Origin of the sequence: Microbacterium sp. Leaf161, from assembly GCF_001423645.1 — a bacterium.
Lineage (GTDB): Bacteria > Actinomycetota > Actinomycetes > Actinomycetales > Microbacteriaceae > Microbacterium > Microbacterium forte.
The window spans coordinates 786,091-804,835 of record NZ_LMOW01000001.1; the positions used below are offsets into that span (position 1 = coordinate 786,091).

11 protein-coding genes and 2 rRNA genes are annotated in these 18,745 nt (G+C 65.2%); 1 reads left to right on the forward strand and 12 read right to left on the reverse strand.

From position 1 onward, the window contains the following. Positions 1–91 precede the first annotated feature (91 nt). The 10 genes from ASF87_RS03955 to ASF87_RS04005 all read right to left on the reverse strand — a co-directional run bounded on the left by ASF87_RS03955 (position 92) and on the right by ASF87_RS04005 (position 15,269). A 23S ribosomal RNA gene (locus ASF87_RS03955) occupies positions 92–3,195 on the reverse strand. A gap of 415 nt (positions 3,196–3,610) precedes the next feature. Next, positions 3,611–5,135, reverse strand: a 16S ribosomal RNA gene (locus ASF87_RS03965). The 16S and 23S rRNA genes sit together here, the layout of an rRNA operon. Positions 5,136–5,847: 712 nt before the next feature. Further along, complete coding sequence (gene rocD / locus ASF87_RS03970) at positions 5,848–7,047, reverse strand: ornithine--oxo-acid transaminase (RefSeq protein WP_056374328.1); 1,200 nt, start codon at positions 7,045–7,047, stop codon at positions 5,848–5,850. Further along, positions 7,044–7,931 carry a dimethylargininase gene (gene ddaH, locus ASF87_RS03975; protein ID WP_056374330.1) on the reverse strand — a complete coding sequence of 296 codons (888 nt, stop codon included), beginning with the start codon at positions 7,929–7,931 and terminating at the stop codon, positions 7,044–7,046. The genes rocD and ddaH overlap by 4 nt, the downstream gene beginning before the upstream one ends. 164 nt (positions 7,932–8,095) lie before the next feature. Continuing rightward, positions 8,096–9,142 carry an NAD(P)-dependent alcohol dehydrogenase gene (locus ASF87_RS03980; RefSeq protein WP_056374332.1) on the reverse strand — a complete coding sequence of 349 codons (1,047 nt, stop codon included), beginning with the start codon at positions 9,140–9,142 and terminating at the stop codon, positions 8,096–8,098. A gap of 1 nt (position 9,143) precedes the next feature. Then, entirely contained in the window at positions 9,144–9,374 is a 231-nt protein-coding gene (locus tag ASF87_RS03985; protein ID WP_042541438.1) for a helix-turn-helix transcriptional regulator, read from the reverse strand. Continuing rightward, the gene (locus ASF87_RS03990) at positions 9,374–9,838 is read right to left on the reverse strand and encodes a hypothetical protein (RefSeq protein ID WP_235558861.1); all 465 of its coding nucleotides are present in this window, start codon (positions 9,836–9,838) and stop codon (positions 9,374–9,376) included. The genes ASF87_RS03985 and ASF87_RS03990 overlap by 1 nt, the downstream gene beginning before the upstream one ends. A gap of 198 nt (positions 9,839–10,036) precedes the next feature. Further along, positions 10,037–13,747, reverse strand: coding sequence for a proline dehydrogenase family protein (locus tag ASF87_RS03995; RefSeq protein WP_056374337.1), 3,711 nt, complete (start codon positions 13,745–13,747; stop codon positions 10,037–10,039). A gap of 132 nt (positions 13,748–13,879) precedes the next feature. Further along, positions 13,880–14,704 carry a hypothetical protein gene (locus ASF87_RS04000; protein ID WP_194285964.1) on the reverse strand — a complete coding sequence of 275 codons (825 nt, stop codon included), beginning with the start codon at positions 14,702–14,704 and terminating at the stop codon, positions 13,880–13,882. A 4-nt stretch (positions 14,705–14,708) separates the two neighbouring features. Continuing rightward, positions 14,709–15,269: an acyl-CoA thioesterase gene (locus ASF87_RS04005; RefSeq protein ID WP_042541436.1), complete on the reverse strand. Its 561-nt coding sequence runs from the start codon at positions 15,267–15,269 to the stop codon at positions 14,709–14,711. A gap of 130 nt (positions 15,270–15,399) precedes the next feature. Here ASF87_RS04005 and ASF87_RS04010 point away from each other — a divergent pair, with 130 nt between their 5' ends. Continuing rightward, the gene (locus ASF87_RS04010; protein WP_042541435.1) at positions 15,400–15,906 is read left to right on the forward strand and encodes a GNAT family N-acetyltransferase; all 507 of its coding nucleotides are present in this window, start codon (positions 15,400–15,402) and stop codon (positions 15,904–15,906) included. A gap of 113 nt (positions 15,907–16,019) precedes the next feature. Here ASF87_RS04010 and ASF87_RS04015 read toward each other — a convergent pair whose 3' ends face one another. Then, the gene (locus ASF87_RS04015) at positions 16,020–17,771 is read right to left on the reverse strand and encodes a cytochrome b/b6 domain-containing protein (RefSeq protein WP_056374339.1); all 1,752 of its coding nucleotides are present in this window, start codon (positions 17,769–17,771) and stop codon (positions 16,020–16,022) included. A 2-nt stretch (positions 17,772–17,773) separates the two neighbouring features. Then, a complete protein-coding gene (locus tag ASF87_RS04020; RefSeq protein WP_056374340.1) occupies positions 17,774–18,745 on the reverse strand; it encodes an electron transfer flavoprotein subunit alpha/FixB family protein in 972 nt (323 codons plus the stop codon).

The window sequence follows — 18,745 nt, forward strand, 5'->3', positions numbered from 1 at the left end:
CAATCAAAACACATAACAAAGTCATTGTCATGCGGTTCTCGACCGTACATCGAGAACCACTCAGTGGACGCGTAGCACCAACAAACGGTGTGTTATCAAGTCATCGGCTTATTAGTACCAGTCAGCTGCATGCATTACTGCACTTCCACATCTGGCCTATCAACCCAGTAGTCTGGCTGGGAGCCTCTCACCCGAAGGTATGGAAATCTCATCTTGAGGCCGGCTTCCCGCTTAGATGCTTTCAGCGGTTATCCATCCCGAACGTAGCTAATCAGCGGTGCTCCTGGCGGAACAACTGACACACCAGAGGTTCGTCCAACCCGGTCCTCTCGTACTAGGGTCAGATCCTCTCAAATTTCCTACGCGCGCAGCGGATAGGGACCGAACTGTCTCACGACGTTCTAAACCCAGCTCGCGTACCGCTTTAATGGGCGAACAGCCCAACCCTTGGGACCTACTCCAGCCCCAGGATGCGACGAGCCGACATCGAGGTGCCAAACCATGCCGTCGATATGGACTCTTGGGCAAGATCAGCCTGTTATCCCCGAGGTACCTTTTATCCGTTGAGCGACAGCGCTTCCACAAGCCACTGCCGGATCACTAGTCCCGACTTTCGTCCCTGCTCGACCTGTCAGTCTCACAGTCAAGCTCCCTTGTGCACTTACACTCGACACCTGATTGCCAACCAGGTTGAGGGAACCTTTGGGCGCCTCCGTTACTTTTTGGGAGGCAACCGCCCCAGTTAAACTACCCACCATGCACTGTCCCTGAACCGGATTACGGTTCGAAGTTAGACATCCAGAGTGACCAGAGTGGTATTTCAACAATGACTCCACATGAACTGGCGTCCATGCTTCACAGTCTCCCACCTATCCTACACAAGCCACACCGAACACCAATACAAAGCTATAGTAAAGGTCACGGGGTCTTTCCGTCCTGCTGCGCGTAACGAGCATCTTTACTCGTAATGCAATTTCGCCGAGTTCGCGGTTGAGACAGTTGGGAAGTCGTTACGCCATTCGTGCAGGTCGGAACTTACCCGACAAGGAATTTCGCTACCTTAGGATGGTTATAGTTACCACCGCCGTTTACTGGGGCTTAAATTCTCAGCTTCGCCTTGCGGCTAACCGGTCCTCTTAACCTTCCAGCACCGGGCAGGCGTCAGTCCGTATACATCGTCTTGCGACTTGGCACGGACCTGTGTTTTTAGTAAACAGTCGCTACCCACTAGTCTCTGCGGCCTCCAAACGCTTTCGGAGCAAGTCCTRATACGTCGAAGGCCCCCCTTCTCCCGAAGTTACGGGGGCATTTTGCCGAGTTCCTTAACCACGATTCTCTCGATCTCCTTGGTATTCTCTACCTGACCACCTGAGTCGGTTTGGGGTACGGGCGGCTGGAACCTCGCGTCGATGCTTTTCTTGGCAGCATAGGATCATCCACTTTTTATCCGCATCGTGTCTCAGCCTATGTGAGAGACGGATTTGCCTATCTCTCGGCCTACGCACTTGCACCGGGACAACCATCGCCCGGCTGGACTACCTTCCTGCGTCACACCTGTTAATACGCTAACCGCACCAGAATGGGGTCGTGCGCTAGGCCCAACGCGTCACCCCGAAGGGATCAGTCACTGGGATTCAGACACTTAGCACTACTGGATTAGCTTGGGCGGTTCTTCGCCGGTACGGGAATATCAACCCGTTGTCCATCGACTACGCCTGTCGGCCTCGCCTTAGGTCCCGACTTACCCAGGGAAGATTAGCTTGACCCTGGAACCCTTGGTCTTTCGGAGGACGTGTTTCTCACACGTCTTTCGCTACTCATGCCTGCATTCTCACTCGTGTAGCCTCCACGGCTGGTTTACACCGCCGCTTCGCTGGCCACACGACGCTCTCCTACCCATCAACACGGCTGGACCACGAAGGCCTACCAATAATGTCAATGCCACAACTTCGGTGGCGTGCTTGAGCCCCGTTACATTGTCGGCGCGGAATCACTTGACCAGTGAGCTATTACGCACTCTTTCAAGGGTGGCTGCTTCTAAGCCAACCTCCTGGTTGTCAAGGCAACTCCACATCCTTTCCCACTTAGCACGCGCTTTGGGACCTTAGTTGGTGGTCTGGGTTGTTTCCCTCTCGACTATGAAGCTTATCCCCCACAGTCTCACTGCTGCGCTCTCACTTACCGGCATTCGGAGTTTGGCTGACGTCAGTAACCTTGTAGGGCCCATCGGCCATCCAGTAGCTCTACCTCCGGCAAGAAACACGCAACGCTGCACCTAAATGCATTTCGGAGAGAACCAGCTATCACGAAGTTTGATTGGCCTTTCACCCCTATCCACAGCTCATCCCCTCAGTTTTCAACCTAAGTGGGTTCGGTCCTCCACGACGTCTTACCGTCGCTTCAACCTGGCCATGGATAGATCACTTCGCTTCGGGTCTAGGACATGCGACTGAATCGCCCTATTCAGACTCGCTTTCGCTACGGCTACCCCTCAACGGGTTAACCTCGCCACATATCGCTAACTCGCAGGCTCATTCTTCAAAAGGCACGCTGTCACAGCTACTAAGGCTGCTCCAACGGTTTGTAAGCAAACGGTTTCAGGTACTATTTCACTCCCCTCCCGGGGTACTTTTCACCTTTCCCTCACGGTACTTGTCCGCTATCGGTCATCTGGGAGTATTTAGGCTTATCAGGTGGTCCTGACAGATTCACACGGGATTTCACGGGCCCCGTGCTACTTGGGATACTCTTCGCGCCAAGGGTGGCATTTCGACTACGGGGTTGGCACCCTCTATGACCGGCCTTTCAAGACCGTTCGTCTATACCATCTTGTAACGCCGCCATCTCGGCAGAGATGACTGAAAAGTCCCACAACCCCCAACGTGCAACGCCTGCCGGCTATCACACACGCTAGGTTTAGCCTGTTCCGGTTTCGCTCGCCACTACTAACGGAATCGCGGTTGCTTTCTCTTCCTGTGGGTACTGAGATGTTTCACTTCCCCACGTTCCCTCTACCCGCCCTATATATTCAGGCGGGAGTCACTAGGTCGGCACGCCGCCCAGCGGGGTTTCCCCATTCGGACACCCTCGGATCAAAACTTGCTTATCAGTTCCCCGAGGCTTATCGCAGATTGCTACGTCCTTCTTCGGCTCCAGATGCCAAGGCATTCACCGTTTGCTCTTAAAGACTTGATAAATCACATGAGTTTGAATCAGAATCGACACCAGACACACGGCCTGGCTTGAAATTGACTAATGATCTTTAAGATCATCTTGTGCAACCGATCAAAGATCAGTTGCAAGATGCTCGCGTCCACTGTGTAGTTCTCAAAGTACGGGCGGTACCCCTTCCCGCCTCCCCCACAGGGGAAACAACAAGAGGCCCAGAGGTACAGAAACGATCCGAAGATCGCATCCGGTCCCTCAGGACCCAACAGCGTGCAGACACCCCGCTCACAAAGCCCCCCCTTTCCAACCAACCCGAAGGTCAGCGTACTCACGAGACTCAGCTGCGCTGATGTCATGTCAAATGTTCCACCCATGAGCTCCCAGCGAGAAACGAACGTCCTCGATCTGGGTTCTGGACTCCGAAGAGTCAGATGCTCCTTAGAAAGGAGGTGATCCAGCCGCACCTTCCGGTACGGCTACCTTGTTACGACTTAGTCCTAATTACCGATCCCACCTTCGACGGCTCCCTCCACAAGGGTTAGGCCACCGGCTTCAGGTGTTACCGACTTTCATGACTTGACGGGCGGTGTGTACAAGACCCGGGAACGTATTCACCGCAGCGTTGCTGATCTGCGATTACTAGCGACTCCGACTTCATGAGGTCGAGTTGCAGACCTCAATCCGAACTGGGACCGGCTTTTTGGGATTCGCTCCACCTCGCGGTATTGCAGCCCTTTGTACCGGCCATTGTAGCATGCGTGAAGCCCAAGACATAAGGGGCATGATGATTTGACGTCATCCCCACCTTCCTCCGAGTTGACCCCGGCAGTATCCCATGAGTTCCCACCATTACGTGCTGGCAACATAGAACGAGGGTTGCGCTCGTTGCGGGACTTAACCCAACATCTCACGACACGAGCTGACGACAACCATGCACCACCTGTTTACGAGTGTCCAAAGAGTTGACCATTTCTGGCCCGTTCTCGTATATGTCAAGCCTTGGTAAGGTTCTTCGCGTTGCATCGAATTAATCCGCATGCTCCGCCGCTTGTGCGGGTCCCCGTCAATTCCTTTGAGTTTTAGCCTTGCGGCCGTACTCCCCAGGCGGGGAACTTAATGCGTTAGCTGCGTCACGGAATCCGTGGAATGGACCCCACAACTAGTTCCCAACGTTTACGGGGTGGACTACCAGGGTATCTAAGCCTGTTTGCTCCCCACCCTTTCGCTCCTCAGCGTCAGTTACGGCCCAGAGATCTGCCTTCGCCATCGGTGTTCCTCCTGATATCTGCGCATTCCACCGCTACACCAGGAATTCCAATCTCCCCTACCGCACTCTAGTCTGCCCGTACCCACTGCAGGCCGGAGGTTGAGCCTCCGGATTTCACAGCAGACGCGACAAACCGCCTACGAGCTCTTTACGCCCAATAATTCCGGATAACGCTTGCGCCCTACGTATTACCGCGGCTGCTGGCACGTAGTTAGCCGGCGCTTTTTCTGCAGGTACCGTCACTTTCGCTTCTTCCCTGCTAAAAGAGGTTTACAACCCGAAGGCCGTCATCCCTCACGCGGCGTTGCTGCATCAGGCTTGCGCCCATTGTGCAATATTCCCCACTGCTGCCTCCCGTAGGAGTCTGGGCCGTGTCTCAGTCCCAGTGTGGCCGGTCACCCTCTCAGGCCGGCTACCCGTCGACGCCTTGGTGAGCCATTACCTCACCAACAAGCTGATAGGCCGCGAGCCCATCCCCAACCAATAAATCTTTCCAGTAGCTGACCATGCGGTCGCCACTCGTATCCAGTATTAGACGCCGTTTCCAGCGCTTATCCCAGAGTCAGGGGTAGGTTGCTCACGTGTTACTCACCCGTTCGCCACTGATCCCACAGAGCAAGCTCCGTGTTCACCGTTCGACTTGCATGTGTTAAGCACGCCGCCAGCGTTCATCCTGAGCCAGGATCAAACTCTCCGTAAAAAAGAAATGCATACGACACCGGGAAAACGGTGACGCAGCGAGTTTGATGCTGACCAAAGAGACAAATTCATTGCTGACTTCATCCGAATGCCAACCCCACAAGGAGGTTGGTCTTTGATCCAAAGGAATTCTCACCCAGCCGAAGCTAGACGAGGATAATTTGGCATTTGACAAGTGCACGCTGTTGAGTTCTCAAGGATCGGATGCTCCCACGACCCAGTCATCACAACCAGGCCCGAAGGGCAACTTCTCTATCTTANAGACGAGGATAATTTGGCATTTGACAAGTGCACGCTGTTGAGTTCTCAAGGATCGGATGCTCCCACGACCCAGTCATCACAACCAGGCCCGAAGGGCAACTTCTCTATCTTATCTTCGCATTTCCGGCTGTCAAATCGACACGCCGTAATGTTCCGAACCAGATCTGCAGCTCGGGGCCCAGGGCCGCCGAGGCAACTTCACTAGCTTATCCGTTCCGGACTCGCTGTCAAATCGACCGCTTGTCCGTAGTGGAAGCTCCAGGTCAGACAGAAGTGTGTCTGCGATCTGCTCCGAGGAGCTGATCGAGTGGAGGTGGTTCTCCGCTTGAGGGGGGTGAAGCTCTCGGCCTCTCCGCTTCCCTGTGGGGCGAACAAGTAATAAGTTACGTGGGTTCCGGGGTTCCGGCAAATCCGGGTTGTCCGCCGGGCGTGTCGCCCGGCGGACCGGGGTTTCAGGCTCCGAGGACCAGCTTCAGCTGCTCGACCGCCCAGTCGAGCTCGGTCGCCCGGATGACGAGCGGCGGCGCGATGCGGATGGTCTGCCCATGCGTGTCTTTCACCAGCACCCCACGATCGAGCAGCTTCTCGGCGATCTCACGCCCGGTGCCCGTGGCGGGGTCGATGTCGACGCCCGCCCACAGGCCGGCGATGCGCACCTCGGTGACGCCATGATCCTTCAGCGGTTCGAGAGCGGCTCCGAGGTGAGCGCCGAGTGCGCGAGCGCGCTCCTGGAACTCCCCCGATTCGAGCATCTCGACGACGCGCAGCCCGACGGCCGCGGCGAGCGGGTTGCCTCCGAAGGTCGAGCCGTGCTCGCCCGGACGGATGACTCCGAGCACATCGGCATCCCCCACCACAGCGGACACGGGCAGGATGCCGCCTCCCAGCGCCTTGCCGAGAAGGTACAGGTCGGGCACGACGCCCTCGCGGTCGCACGCGAATGTCTCGCCGACGCGTCCGAGTCCTGACTGGATCTCATCTGCGATGAACAGCACGTTCTTCTCGTCGCAGATCTCGCGGATGCGGCGCAGGTATCCCTCCGGCGGGATCACCACCCCGCCCTCACCCTGGATCGGCTCGATCAGCACGGCGGCGGTGTCTTCGGTGATCGCCGCGGCGATGGCATCCGCATCCCCGTAGGGGACCACGTCGAACCCCGGCGTGTAGGGACCGAAGTCCGCTCGCGCCTGCTCGTCGTCGCTGAAGCTGACGATCGTGGTGGTGCGGCCGTGGAAGTTCCCGGCGGCGACGATGATCCGCGCCTGGCCGTCGGCGATGCCCTTGACGCGGTACCCCCAGGCTCGGGCGACCTTGATGCCCGTCTCGACCGCCTCGGCGCCGGTGTTCATCGGCAGCACCATGTCTTTGCCCGCCAGCTTCGCGAGCGCAGCCGCGAACGGCTCGAGCCGATCGCTCTGGAACGCCCGGCTGACGAGTGTGACTCGACCGAGCTGCTCGGTGAGCGCCGCGACGAGCGCAGGATGCCGGTGGCCGAAGTTCACGGCAGAGTAGGCGGCGAGCAGGTCGAGGTAGCGCTTGCCCTCGACATCCGTCACCCAGGCTCCGTCACCGCGGGCGATGTTGACCGGCAGCGGGTGATAGTTGTGGGCGACGTGCGGCTCAGCCGACACACCGGCGTCGACCGCGGTCACGCCTCACCGCGCAATTCGAGGGTGCAGCACTTGATCCCGCCGCCGCCGAGCAGCAGCTCGGAGAGGTCGACCATGATCGGGTTGTAGCCGCGCTCGCGCAGCTGCTTCTCGAAACCGAGAGCGCGCGGCGAGATGACCACGTTGTAGCCGTCGCTCGCCGAGTTGAGCCCGAACACCGATCCGTCTTCGTCGGACACGAGGATCGCATCCGGGAAGCGCTCCTCGAGGACGGCACGACTCTCGTCGTCGAAGGCGCCTGGCAGATACGCGATGTTCGCGCGCTCGGGGCCGCCGTTCTCGACGCCCTGCACGGGGTCGAGCACCGCGATCGCGGTGTCGAGGTGATAGAAGCGCGGGTCGACGAGGTTGAGAGACACGACCTCTCGGCCGAACACCTCTCCGACCTCGCGGTGGCTGTCGCCGGTCGAGCGGAACCCGGTGCCCGCGAGGATCACGTCGCCGACGAGCAGGAAGTCGCCCTCGCCCTCGTTGACCTCTTCGGGGATGACGGTGTCGTAGCCGGCACCGCGGAACCAGTCTGCGAACGCGGGGGCCTCCCCCTGACGCTCGACGAAGCGGAACTTCGGCACATAGGCGCGGCCGTCGATCAGGAACCCGCCGTTCGCGGTGTAGACCATGTCGGGGTACCCGGCGAGGGGCTCGATCAGCTCGACCTCGTGGCCGAGCTCGAGGTAGAGGTCGTGCAGCTTCTGCCACTGCTCGACGGCCCGTGCGGTGTCGGTCGGCTTCGCCGGCTCCATCCACGGGTTGATCGAGTAGTTCACCGTGAAGTGCGACGGCTTGCACATCAGGTAGTGACGGTGGTGTGCGGTGCGGACCGGGGTTGCGGTCTCGGATGCCGGCGCGGTGGTTTCGACAGACATGGGGCTCCTCGAACGGATGCGGCGGACGCTGTCCAGGGGCCCGGCGGTCCTTCGACCCGCGTCGCTCGGTGAGAGCCGACGCCAGGGGGAAGATGCGACTCGGGCACGCCAGCATCCATTCTGTCATCCGCCCCTGAACGCCGCCAGAGCGCGGCCCGTCGCGGTCAGGCTCCGTGCACGACCACCTTGCCCACCGTGTGGCCCGCTTCGAGGTGGGCCAGGGCGGCGAATGCCTCGTCGAAGCCGTACTCCCGCTCGACGACCGGCGTGATGCGTCCCTCAGCGGTGAGCTCGAGCAGCTTGGCGAGGATCTCGGGGCGCGGCGTCGCCGCCAGCGGGAGGATGCGGCGACGCGACCCGATCGACAGGAACACCGCCTTGAGCATGCGCGGTATCGGCCCGAGGACGTGCCCTCCGTCGCCTGCCACGAGCACCGCCGAGCCGCCGGGCACGACGAGGCGCTGCAGTTCGCGCAGGCCCATGCCGCCGGCGATGTCGATCACCGCGTCGAAGTGCGCAGCCGGCAGGTCGGCCAGCGGTGACGTGCGGTGGTCGAGGGTGCGCACGGCGCCGAGGTGCTCGACGAGCCGGAAGTTGCGTTCTCCGCACGTGGCCCAGACCTCGGCACCGCGCAGCGCTGCGAGCTGCACGGTGAACGTGCCGACTCCCCCGGACGCACCGATCACGAGAACGCGCGGGATGTGTCCGGCCGCACTGCCCTTGGCGGCACGGAAGCCGATCCCGGCACGGTCGAGGGCCTGCCAGGCCGTGCCCGCCGAGATCGTCAGGCACGCGGCGGTCTCGGAGGTGACATCGGGCGGGATCGGCACGAGACGCGCAGCAGGCGCAGCGACATGCGAGGCGAGTCCCCCGCCCCCGGTGAGCTCGCCGACGACACGTTCTCCGAGCTCGGCGCCGATCGCGTTCGGGCCCACCGCGACGACGGTTCCGGCGACCTCCATCCCGCGCACCGGGTACTTCGGGCGCGTCAGCCCGAAGATGGGGCGCACCAGCAGCGGATCGCCGAGCATGAGACGCACGTCGCCGGCGTGGAGCGCGGTCGCCTCGACTCGCAGCACCACCTCGCCCGACCGCGGGGCGGGAACGGGGATCTGCTCGAGGCGGAAGCCATCGGCCGAGCCGTAGGTCTCCCGACGCCACGCCGGCATCATCTCGGGCCTGTTCGTCGGGGTCTTGTCGGTCTCGGTCATGTCACACCTCCGTGCTGGTGGGCTGCGGGTACTGGAACAGGTCGTCGAGCCCCACGCCGAAAGCGCGGGCGATCTGGAACGCGAGCTCGAGCGACGGGGAGTACTTCTCCTGCTCGATCGCGATGAGCGTCTGCCTGGTCACGCCGATGCTGCGGGCGAGTTCGGCCTGGGTGAGTCCGGCCGCTTCGCGGTGAGCGCGGATGCGGTTGGAGACGAGCGTGGGCTTGACCATCAGACGAGTCCCCGACGGTAGGCGACGACTCGCGCGACGCTGCCGACCATGGCCGAGACGGCGAACCCCGCGAACATGGTGTTGGCAATCCAGAAGAGGTCGGCGCCCACCGCGCAGAGGGTGATCACGCCCAGGCCCGCGATCACGATGAAGGACTGTTCGACCCGGCTGCCCATGCGGCTGATGTCGCGGTCGCGGACATCGGACTTGCCGACCCCGTCGGGATCCTTCGCACCGGCGATCATCCCCCAGACGATGCTGAGCGCGATCGTGGCGACGATGCCGAGACCGATCGTCCACATCATGAGCGGGAACCAGTCGACGTCGGTCACCGGTCCACCGGCAGCCTGCTGCAGGACGATGACGACATACGCCCCGATCACCACCACGCCGACGATGAGACCGGCCCAGGCGTTGCGCTCTTCGTAGACCATGATGCCTCCCGTGTAAAGGATTCTTGACACGACAGTACGCCTGCGGCATCCTCTGTGTCAAGAATTCTTTACATGTCGTGCGTTGCCGAGGTCGCATCTACAGGGGTGGTCGAAAAAGCATCCGAATCGCCCGCTTCGGATGCTCTTGTGACCACGCACCGCGGCGGTGGGTGCGTGGTCGACCGCGGGTGAGAGGGGAAGCCGAACGGATGCCGAAGCGTGACCGCCTCAGATGACGGAGGCGCTCCAGTCGTCGGGGTTGCCGTAACGGTGCGCCGTGATCGCGATCGCCTGCTCGTGCACGAAGGGCAGCAGCTCGATGCGTCCGGCAGAGGTGACCTCGCCGTCGTACACCGCGAGGTCGGGGTCGCCGCCCGCAGCCGCGGCGAGCGCACGGTGCAGCGCGGACACCGAGTCGCGCTGGCCGACCAGTCGTGCCCGGCTCGGGCGCAGCTCGTCGTCGCCGAGAGACTCGAGCACCCCGCTCGAGTCGCCGTGGCGCCGCATCCGCTCGATCCATTCGTCGTCGGTCTCCATGTAGACGACCGCGCCGAGTTCGCCGAGCGCGTGGCGCACTGCCGGGGGCAGGCCGACGGGGGTCGACAGCACGAATCCGGCTCCGGCGCGCACCGCGGCGATGACGACGCGCAGCAGCTCCTGCCAGCCGGCGTCCGCAGTGGCCCTGATCGCGACCGGCACCGGGCGGTAGCGGAACAGGTTGCGCTCGACACCCAGGTGAGACACATCGCGCACCTGGCCGAACTCGCGATCCCACGCGAGGGCGTCCGACAGCGCCGAACGACGCAGCCACTCGAACGCCTCGAAGCCGAGCGAGGGCTGCGCCGCCTCGATCAGGTCGGTGATGCGCGAGTCGAGCCCTCGCAGATGCAGCGTGCTCGACACCGTGCCGGATCCGCTCGAGCGCCAGGACCCGAGCCCGATCAGGTAGTTCGGCCCGCCCGCCTTGGCCCCGGGGCCGACCGACGAGCGCTTCCACCCGCCGAACGGCTGACGCTGCACGATCGCGCCGGTGATGCCGCGGTTCACATAGAGGTTTCCGGCCTGCACCCGGTCGAGCCACAGGGCGAGCTCGGCCGGGTCCTGCGTGTGCAGCCCCGCCGTCAGGCCGTACTCGACCGCGTTCTGCAGCTCGATCGCCCGCTCGAGCGTCGGGGCGTGCATGATGCCCAGCACCGGCCCGAAGAACTCCTCGGTGTGGAAGCGCGACCCCGGCTGCACCCCGACGCGGATGCCCGGCCGCCAGAGCCGACCGGTGGGGTCATCGTCCGAGAGGGCCGGCTCGATGAGCCACTTCTCGTCGCCGTCGAGTTCGGTGAGCGCCCAGGCGAGCTTGCCCTCGGGACGCTCGATCACGGGCCCGACCTCGGCCAGCGGATCGGTCGGCCAGCCGACGTGCAGCGACCGAGTCGCATCGGCCAGCTGACGGGCGAATCTCTTCGACCGCCCGACCGGTCCGACGAGGATCGCGAGCGACGCCGCCGAGCACTTCTGCCCCGCATGCCCGAAGGCACTGCGCACCAGATCGGCGACCGCGAGATCGAGATCGGCCGACGGGGTGATGATCATCGCGTTCTTGCCGCTCGTCTCGGCGAGCAGCGGCAGGTCCGGCCGCCACGAGCGGAACAGGGCGGCGGTCTCCCACGACCCGGTGAGTATGACGCGGTCGACCGACTCGTGCGAGATCAGCTCGCGACCGAGGTCGCCCTCCTCGATGTCGACGAGCGCGAGCACATCGCGCGGAACGCCGACCTCCCACAGGGTCTCGGCGATGACGGCGGCACAGCGGCGCGATTGCGGGGCGGGCTTGAAGACGACTCCCGAGCCCGCGGCGAGCGCGGCGAGCACTCCCCCGGCCGGGATGGCGAGGGGGAAGTTCCACGGTGGGGTGACGACCGTGACGCGCGCGGGTTCGAATGCGGCGCCGGCGACGGCATCCAGCTCTCTGGCCTTGGCCGCGTAGTAGCGGGCGAAGTCGACCGCCTCGCTGACCTCGACGTCGGCCTCGGCGAAGACCTTGCCGGTTTCGGAGGCGGCGACCTCGATGAGGTCTCCTCGCCGCCCCTCGAGCGCGGCCGCCGCACGCAGCAGCACCTCGGCGCGTTCGGTGGCGGGCCGCGCGCCCCACAGGGCTGCGGCCTCCCGCACCCCGGCGATCGTGCTCTCTAGCGTGTCGGCGTCGTCGACGCGGGCCGCGTCGATCGTCGAGACACCGAGCGTCGAGTCGGCGATGCGCTCATGGATCTCGCGCGCCCAGTCACGGTTGGCCGGAAGCGACGGATCGCTGTCAGGAGTGTTCGCGAAGCCGGGAGCACCGCCGGTCGCCTCGTCGAGCTCGCGCGGGGCATAGACCGCCGTCTCGAGGAACGGCCCGCCCGTGTCATCCGCACCGCGGGAGATGCCGAGCACCGCCTGGGTCAGACCCTCTTCGGGCGCAGGCGCGACGGGCACCGGGCGCATCGACTCGTGCACCGGCGCCAGTCGGTCCTGGCCGCGCAGCGCGCCCACCCGCAGCGTCGGCGACGTCGAACGATCGAGGGCGTCGAGGAACCGGTCCCGCTCGCGCACGAAAAGCGACTCGTCGTCGCCCAGCCGGAACGCGGCGGAGAGGAAGTTGTCACTCGACGCGTTCTCTTCGAGCCGGCGGACGAGGTAGCTGATGGCGACATCGAACTCGCCCGGGTTCACGACCGGCACGTAGAGCAGCACCTCGCCGACCTCGCGCGACACGGCCTGCACCTGCCCCTGCGCCATGCCGAGCAGCATCTCGAACTCGACCGGCGGCTGGGAGTTCGCGTCCGGAGTCGCGGCAGCGGCGTCGCCGCCGCCCGCTCGAACCCCGCGCTCCCCCGCGAGCAACCAGGCATAGGCGATGCCGAACAGGTTGTGGCCCGCGATGCCCACGCGCACGGCTCCGACGTTCTCAGGCCGCAGCGCCCAGTCGAGGCAGCGCAGGTAGTTGGCGTCGGTGTCGAGCTTGGTGTCGTAGGTGGCCTGAGCCCATCCGTGCATGCGCGCCTCGACCCGCTCCATCGCGAGGTTGGCTCCCTTGACGAGCCGCACCTTGATGGGGGCTCCGCCATGGTCGACCCGCTCGCGCGCCCAGGCGTTGAGCTGCTGCAGTGCCGGCAGGGCGTCCGGCAGATACGCCTGCAGCACGATGCCCGCCTCGAGACCGTCGAGGCGGGGATCCTCGAGGATGCGGGTGAACACCGCGATCGTCAGGTCGAGGTCGCGGTACTCCTCCATGTCGAGGTTGATGAAGGTGCGATCCGAGGCGGCGGTGAGATACAGCGGAAGCAGTCGCTCGACGACCGACTCGACGACCTCGTCGAACGCCCACATCGAGATGTGGCTGACGATCGCCGACACCTTGACCGACACGTAGTCGACATCGGGGCGACGGATCAGCTCGTGGATGCCGTCGAGCCGCCGCCGCGCCTCGTCCTCACCCAGCACCGCCTCACCGAGCAGATTGAGGTTGAGCCGAGCGCCCGATTCACGGATCTTCGCGATCGCCGGTCCGAGCTTCGCGGGGCGGGCGTCGACCACCAGGTGGCCGACCATGTCACGCAGCACCCGACGCGCGATGGGCACCACGGGGGTCGGCAGCATCTGGGCGACGCCGCCGCCGAGCCGCACGGCAGACCGCAGGTACCAGGGCAGGAAGTCGGGCACGATCGGAGCGATGCGGTGCAGCTGGGATGCCGCGGCACTCAGGCTCTCGGGGCGCATGACGCCGTCGACGAATCCGAGCGTGAACGGCAGCCCGTTGGCATCCTGCAGCACACCGGCGAGCCGTTCTGCCGCCGGATCGACGTCAGCGGCCGCTGCCTCGATCACCCAACGGCGGGCGAGCTCGACGGCACGGTCCGCGAGCGAGACGGATTCGGGATCCGCGGTGGGCATCGGGTCGGCCATGAGCTCAGCCTAGGACTGCAGTGCCCGCCTGCCGTTGAGCGACGGTCGCGTCGGGTGGTTCCGGTCGCAGTTCATGCCGTCGATCGAGCGAAGGCACGCCACGGAGTGCGACCGGAACCGGGGCGGAAGCGCTCAGAGCGCGGCGATCATCTCGTCGTAGCCCGCGCGGAAGGTCGGATACTCGAGATCGCCGAGGAACTCCTGCAGCAGGCGCCCCTCCAGCACCGTCCCGCCGCCGACCTCCGGATCGAGGTGCGGGGGCGGCTCGACTCCGAGGCGAGAGGCGATGTGCGCGACGACGTCTCCGAGCAGCACGGGCTCGCGGTCGACGGCATGGATCAGCGGGGGCGCGGAGTCGGCCCGCAGCATCGCCTCGAGCAGCCGCACGAGATCGGTCTCGTGGATGCGGTTGGTGCGGCGCGTGTGGTCGACCGCTGCGCCCTCGCGCACCCGCCGGATGAGGAAGTCGCGACCGGGTCCGTAGATGCCGGCCGGGCGCACGATGCGCGCACCGAACAGCTCCATCGCCAGGTGCTCGCCCTCGACCAGATCGCCGCCCCGCTCGCTCGACACCTTCGGCGCATCGCGCTCGGTCAGCGGTGTCTCGCCGGGGCGTCCCTCGAACACGCGCGTCGACGAGACGAACACGACCCTCTCGGGCATCGTCGGCAGGGCCTTCGCGAGCCCCCGCAGCGCCGGTGGATAGATCGAGTCGCCTTCGGTGCTCGGCGGCAGAGTGATCACGACCGAGTCGAACTCCGGCAGCTCACGGTCGAGCGGATGCCGCAGATCCGCCTCGATGGTCGGGAACGGCATGTCGCCCGCGCTGCGTCGCATGGCCGTGACCTCTGAGCCCTGTGCGACGAGCCGTTCGCCGAGGCGGATGCCGAGCTTGCCGCATCCGACCAGCAGCACCGAGCCCGGCGTGCGCGTCTCGAGACCCCACGGATCGGTCACGGCGTCAGCTCCACACGCTCGGCGCCGGGGTGCGCACGGGAGGCAGAGCGGATGCTGCGGCCCAGTCGTGCACCCAGGAGTCGATCTCGGGCACACCCTCGGGCTTGCCGACGGCGGCGAACAGCTCTTCGTTGCTGACCGTGCCGCCGGTGCGACGCAGCATCCTCGATCGCACGATGACGCGGGCGTAGATCTCGCCGCCGACGACCGCCCTGTGCTCGAGGAACACCGCCTTGTCGTCATGACCGATGAAGCGCGACTGCACCTCGAACCGCTGCCACAGCTGCAGCGACTTGCGGAAGGTCACGGTCTCGCTCGAGACGACGGCATACCAGCCGCGTTCGTTCATGGCGTCGAACAGCCCTGTGCGGATCAGCAGATCCCACCGACCGAGGTCGAAGAGCGACAGGTATCGGCCGTTGTTCATGTGACGGAGGATGTCGATGTCGGTCGGCAGCGTCGTCAGCCGGATGCTGCTGACCGATGCTGCGTCGAGGGTCTTGCCTCGCCGCACGCGGCGACGGGCGGAGAGGATCACGAGGAGAGTGCGCCAGATCACGTTCACGAGGACTGATCGTAGCCATCGGCGAACGAATCACGAACATCGTTGTGCGATCCCTCCAGCCGCTCATCCGCGGTCTGGGAACGCTCCCGCTCGATTTCCGGTTCGCGGAGGCCGCGCGTAGAGTCGCGCTATGAGCGCCGAAGCCCAGCCTGAAGTCATCGTCCGTCCGGTCCGTGATGTGGATGCGGAAGCCCTTGGTCGCGTGCACGCGCAGTGCTGGCACGAGACCTACGACCACCTGATCAGCAAGGCAGCCCTCGAGAAGGTCTCGCCCCGTCGCATGGCCGAGCTGTGGACGCACTGGGCCGCTCAGGGCCCCGAGTTCACGATGCGCGCCGCCCTCGTCGACGGCGAGATCGTCGGCTTCGTCGGCTCCGGCCCTGCCCGCGACAAGGACGCGCCCGCGTTCCGCGAGCTGTACTTCATCTACCTGCTCGACGCGTACCACTCGACCGGCATCGGCCAGAAGCTCTTCGATGCGGCCGTCGAGAAGGACGAGCCCCTCTACCTGTGGGTCGCGGAGGACAACCCCCGCGCACATCGCTTCTACACGCGCAACGGCTTCGCGCTCGACGGCGCCAGCCACACCGAGCCGTTCCTCGGCGAGACGCTCACCGAGGTGCGCTTCGTGCGCTGATCTCTGCGTCTCGTGACCACCGCGTTCACGTTGCAGCACGACACGGCCCCCGCCCATCGGCGGGGGCCGTCTCTGTGTGCCCGGTTGCAGTCTGTGCGGAAGACAGGACCGTGTCAGCGGCCCGACACGGTGCCGAAGAGCTTCGCGATCGGGGCGATGACCAGCGGGCGGGCGGCGACCCAGCCGAGGGCGATCACCACCAGGGAGGCCACGAAGACCCAGAAGCCCGTCCAGCCGACGGCATCCGACGACGCGTACATGTGGTTGAGGTTGCGCAGGAAGCCGGTGAGGAACACCAGCGCGACGTGTCCGATGATGAACACCACGAAGTAGATCATGACCGGGAAGTGCAACGCACGGGCCCATTCGATCGGATACGCCCTCGACAGCCGCTCGGCCTTCTTGGGCCACATGCCCGACATGCGGAATCCGGTGGCCGCAGCAAGCGGCGCCGCGATGAACACGGTCACGAAATAGGTGAGCTGCTGCAGGCTGTTGTAGTTCACCCAGCCGTGCTCGGTCGGCCAGTCGAACGACACGTACTGCAGCGCCGCCGACAGCGCGTTGGGGATGACCTCCCAGCTGGTCGGCACGATGCGCGCCCAGTGTCCGGTGACGAACAGCAGCACGACGAAGATCACGCCGTTGACGAGCCACAGGATGTCGAGCGCCTGGTGGAACCAGATCGTCAGACTGACCTTGCCCTTGGGGTCACCTCGCGGGGTCCAGAAGGCGGTCGGCCGCTTCTCGTTGCGGATCCGCAGACCCGACCGGATGATCAGCACCATCAGGAACACGTTGAAGAAGTGCGCCCAGTTGGTCCACGGCGCGAACCCGGGCTCGACGGCGACGGCCGGCTCGTATTCGCCGGGGAAGGCCGCGAGGAAGTCCTGCATGAAGGGGAAGCTCAGCAGCGCCCGCACGAAGGCCACGGCTGCCGCGGCCACGATGCCGACCGCGGCGGCCCCGAGCAGACCGGCGATCGCCTGGGTCCAGGAGGGTCGAGGACGAGCGGATGTCGGAGCGGTCGCCGTGATGTGACGCGGCGCGCTGCCATTCCAGACCGTCTGCGGGGTGGGCAGCGGCATCGAGGGATCGCCGAGGGCGAAGGATGCGGCTGCCGGGGCCACGGCCGTGGACGGAGCGGCGACCGAAGCGTCCTCCCGGTCGTCGGGCGAGGACGGCGAAGCAGACGGAGACGAAACGCGCTCGATGACCACGGCTTCGGTGCCGGCGGGCGGCCAGGGCTCGCCTCCCGGTGTGCGCGGAAGGCCGCGACGTACGGATGACGCGGTGGCGGCCGCGCTCGCAGCGTGGCGCGTCTCGTCTCGTCGCTGCGCTCCTCGCTCGACGACCGGGGAGGGAGCGGCGCTCTCGACGACCGGGGAGGGAGCGGCGCTCTCGACGACCGGAGAGGCGACAGCCGCAGCGACGGCCGGGGGCGCACTCTCCTGCTCGTCGAGCGATGACGGCAACGCCGACCGAGACGAAACGCCCTCCGCACCGATAGGCACCACACCCGCGGGCGGCCAGGGCTCTCCGCCCGGCGTGCGCGGAAGACCGCGACGCACGGATGCGGGGGGAGCGCTCGCAGCGTGGCGCGTTTCGTCTCGTCGCTGCGCTCCTCGCTCGACCACCGGGGAAGCGGCCTCCACCGGGTCGACGACCGGCGAGGCGACCGCCGACTCGACGACCGGCGAAGCGCTCTCCCGCTCGGCGACGACCGGGGACGCGCTCTCCTGCTCGTCGAGCGAAGACGGCGACGCCGACACGTCGCCTTCGCCGACGTCGACCGCGAGCCCGGGAGGCCACGGCTCGCCGCCGGGCACGCGCGGGAGTCCGCGCCTGAGCGTTCGCGTCGCCATGGCTACTTCTTCCGCGCCTCGAGGCCCGCGATCACCTGCGGGACGATCGTGAACAGGTCGCCGACGATGCCGAAGTCGGCGACGTCGAAGATCGGCGCCTCGCCGTCTTTGTTGATCGCGACGATGTTCTTGGCCGTCTGCATGCCCGCACGGTGCTGGATCGCACCGGAGATGCCGAGAGCGACGTACAGCTGCGGCGACACCGAGACACCGGTCTGACCGACCTGATGAGACTGCGGGATGTATCCGGCATCCACGGCGGCCCGCGATGCGCCGACGGCCGCACCGAGTGCATCGGCGAGCTCTTCGACGAGCACGAACTTCTCCTTCGACGCGAGGCCGCGGCCGCCCGAGACGACCCGGGTCGCCCCGCGCAGCTCGGGCCGGGACGACGTGGCCTCGACCGCTTCGACAGCGCCGACAGTGGCGGCAGGGGAGCCGGATGCCGCGACGGTCAGGGCTTCGACGGTCGGCGACGCGACCGCCTGTGCCCGAGCGTCGACAGCGCCCTGGCGCACGGTGATCACCGGTGCCCCGAACGTGGGGGCCGAGTCGGTGAGGTAGGCACCGCCGTACACGGAGTGGTTCGCGACGATGCCCTCGTCATCTCGTGAGACGCCCACGGCATCGACCGACAGAGCCAGCTTCGCGCGCACCGCGAACCGGCCCGCGACGTCGCGCCCCGCGATCGAGTTCGAGATGAGCACGGCATCCGGTCGCACCTGCTCGAAGGCGGCATGCAGCGCATCGACGATCGGCACGGTGAGGATCGTCTCGTCGGCGTCGGCCGTCAGCACCACGGATGCTCCAGCCTCGGCGACCTTCGATGCGGCATCCGCGGATCCGCCGACGACGAGCGCGACCGGTGCGCCGACGGTCGAGGCGGCGCCGATCAGGGCCGCCGTGCTGCTGGCGGGGTTGCCTGCCGGGTCGAGGTCGACGACGACGAGGATCGGGTTCTCGGGGTAGGTCAT

What these genes read in the sequence shown, in the direction of transcription:
- ASF87_RS03980 (WP_056374332.1), bottom strand. Translation starts at nt 9,142, where the DNA reads ATGACCGAGACCGACAAGACCCCGACGAACAGGCCCGAGATGATGCCG.
- ASF87_RS03985 (WP_042541438.1), bottom strand. Translation starts at nt 9,374, where the DNA reads ATGGTCAAGCCCACGCTCGTCTCCAACCGCATCCGCGCTCACCGCGAA.
- ASF87_RS03995 (WP_056374337.1), bottom strand. Translation starts at nt 13,747, where the DNA reads ATGGCCGACCCGATGCCCACCGCGGATCCCGAATCCGTCTCGCTCGCG.
- ASF87_RS04015 (WP_056374339.1), bottom strand. Translation starts at nt 17,771, where the DNA reads ATGGCGACGCGAACGCTCAGGCGCGGACTCCCGCGCGTGCCCGGCGGC.
- ASF87_RS04010 (WP_042541435.1), top strand. Translation starts at nt 15,400, where the DNA reads ATGAGCGCCGAAGCCCAGCCTGAAGTCATCGTCCGTCCGGTCCGTGAT.
- ASF87_RS04020 (WP_056374340.1), bottom strand. Translation starts at nt 18,745, where the DNA reads ATGACCTACCCCGAGAACCCGATCCTCGTCGTCGTCGACCTCGACCCG.
- ddaH (WP_056374330.1), bottom strand. Translation starts at nt 7,931, where the DNA reads ATGTCTGTCGAAACCACCGCGCCGGCATCCGAGACCGCAACCCCGGTC.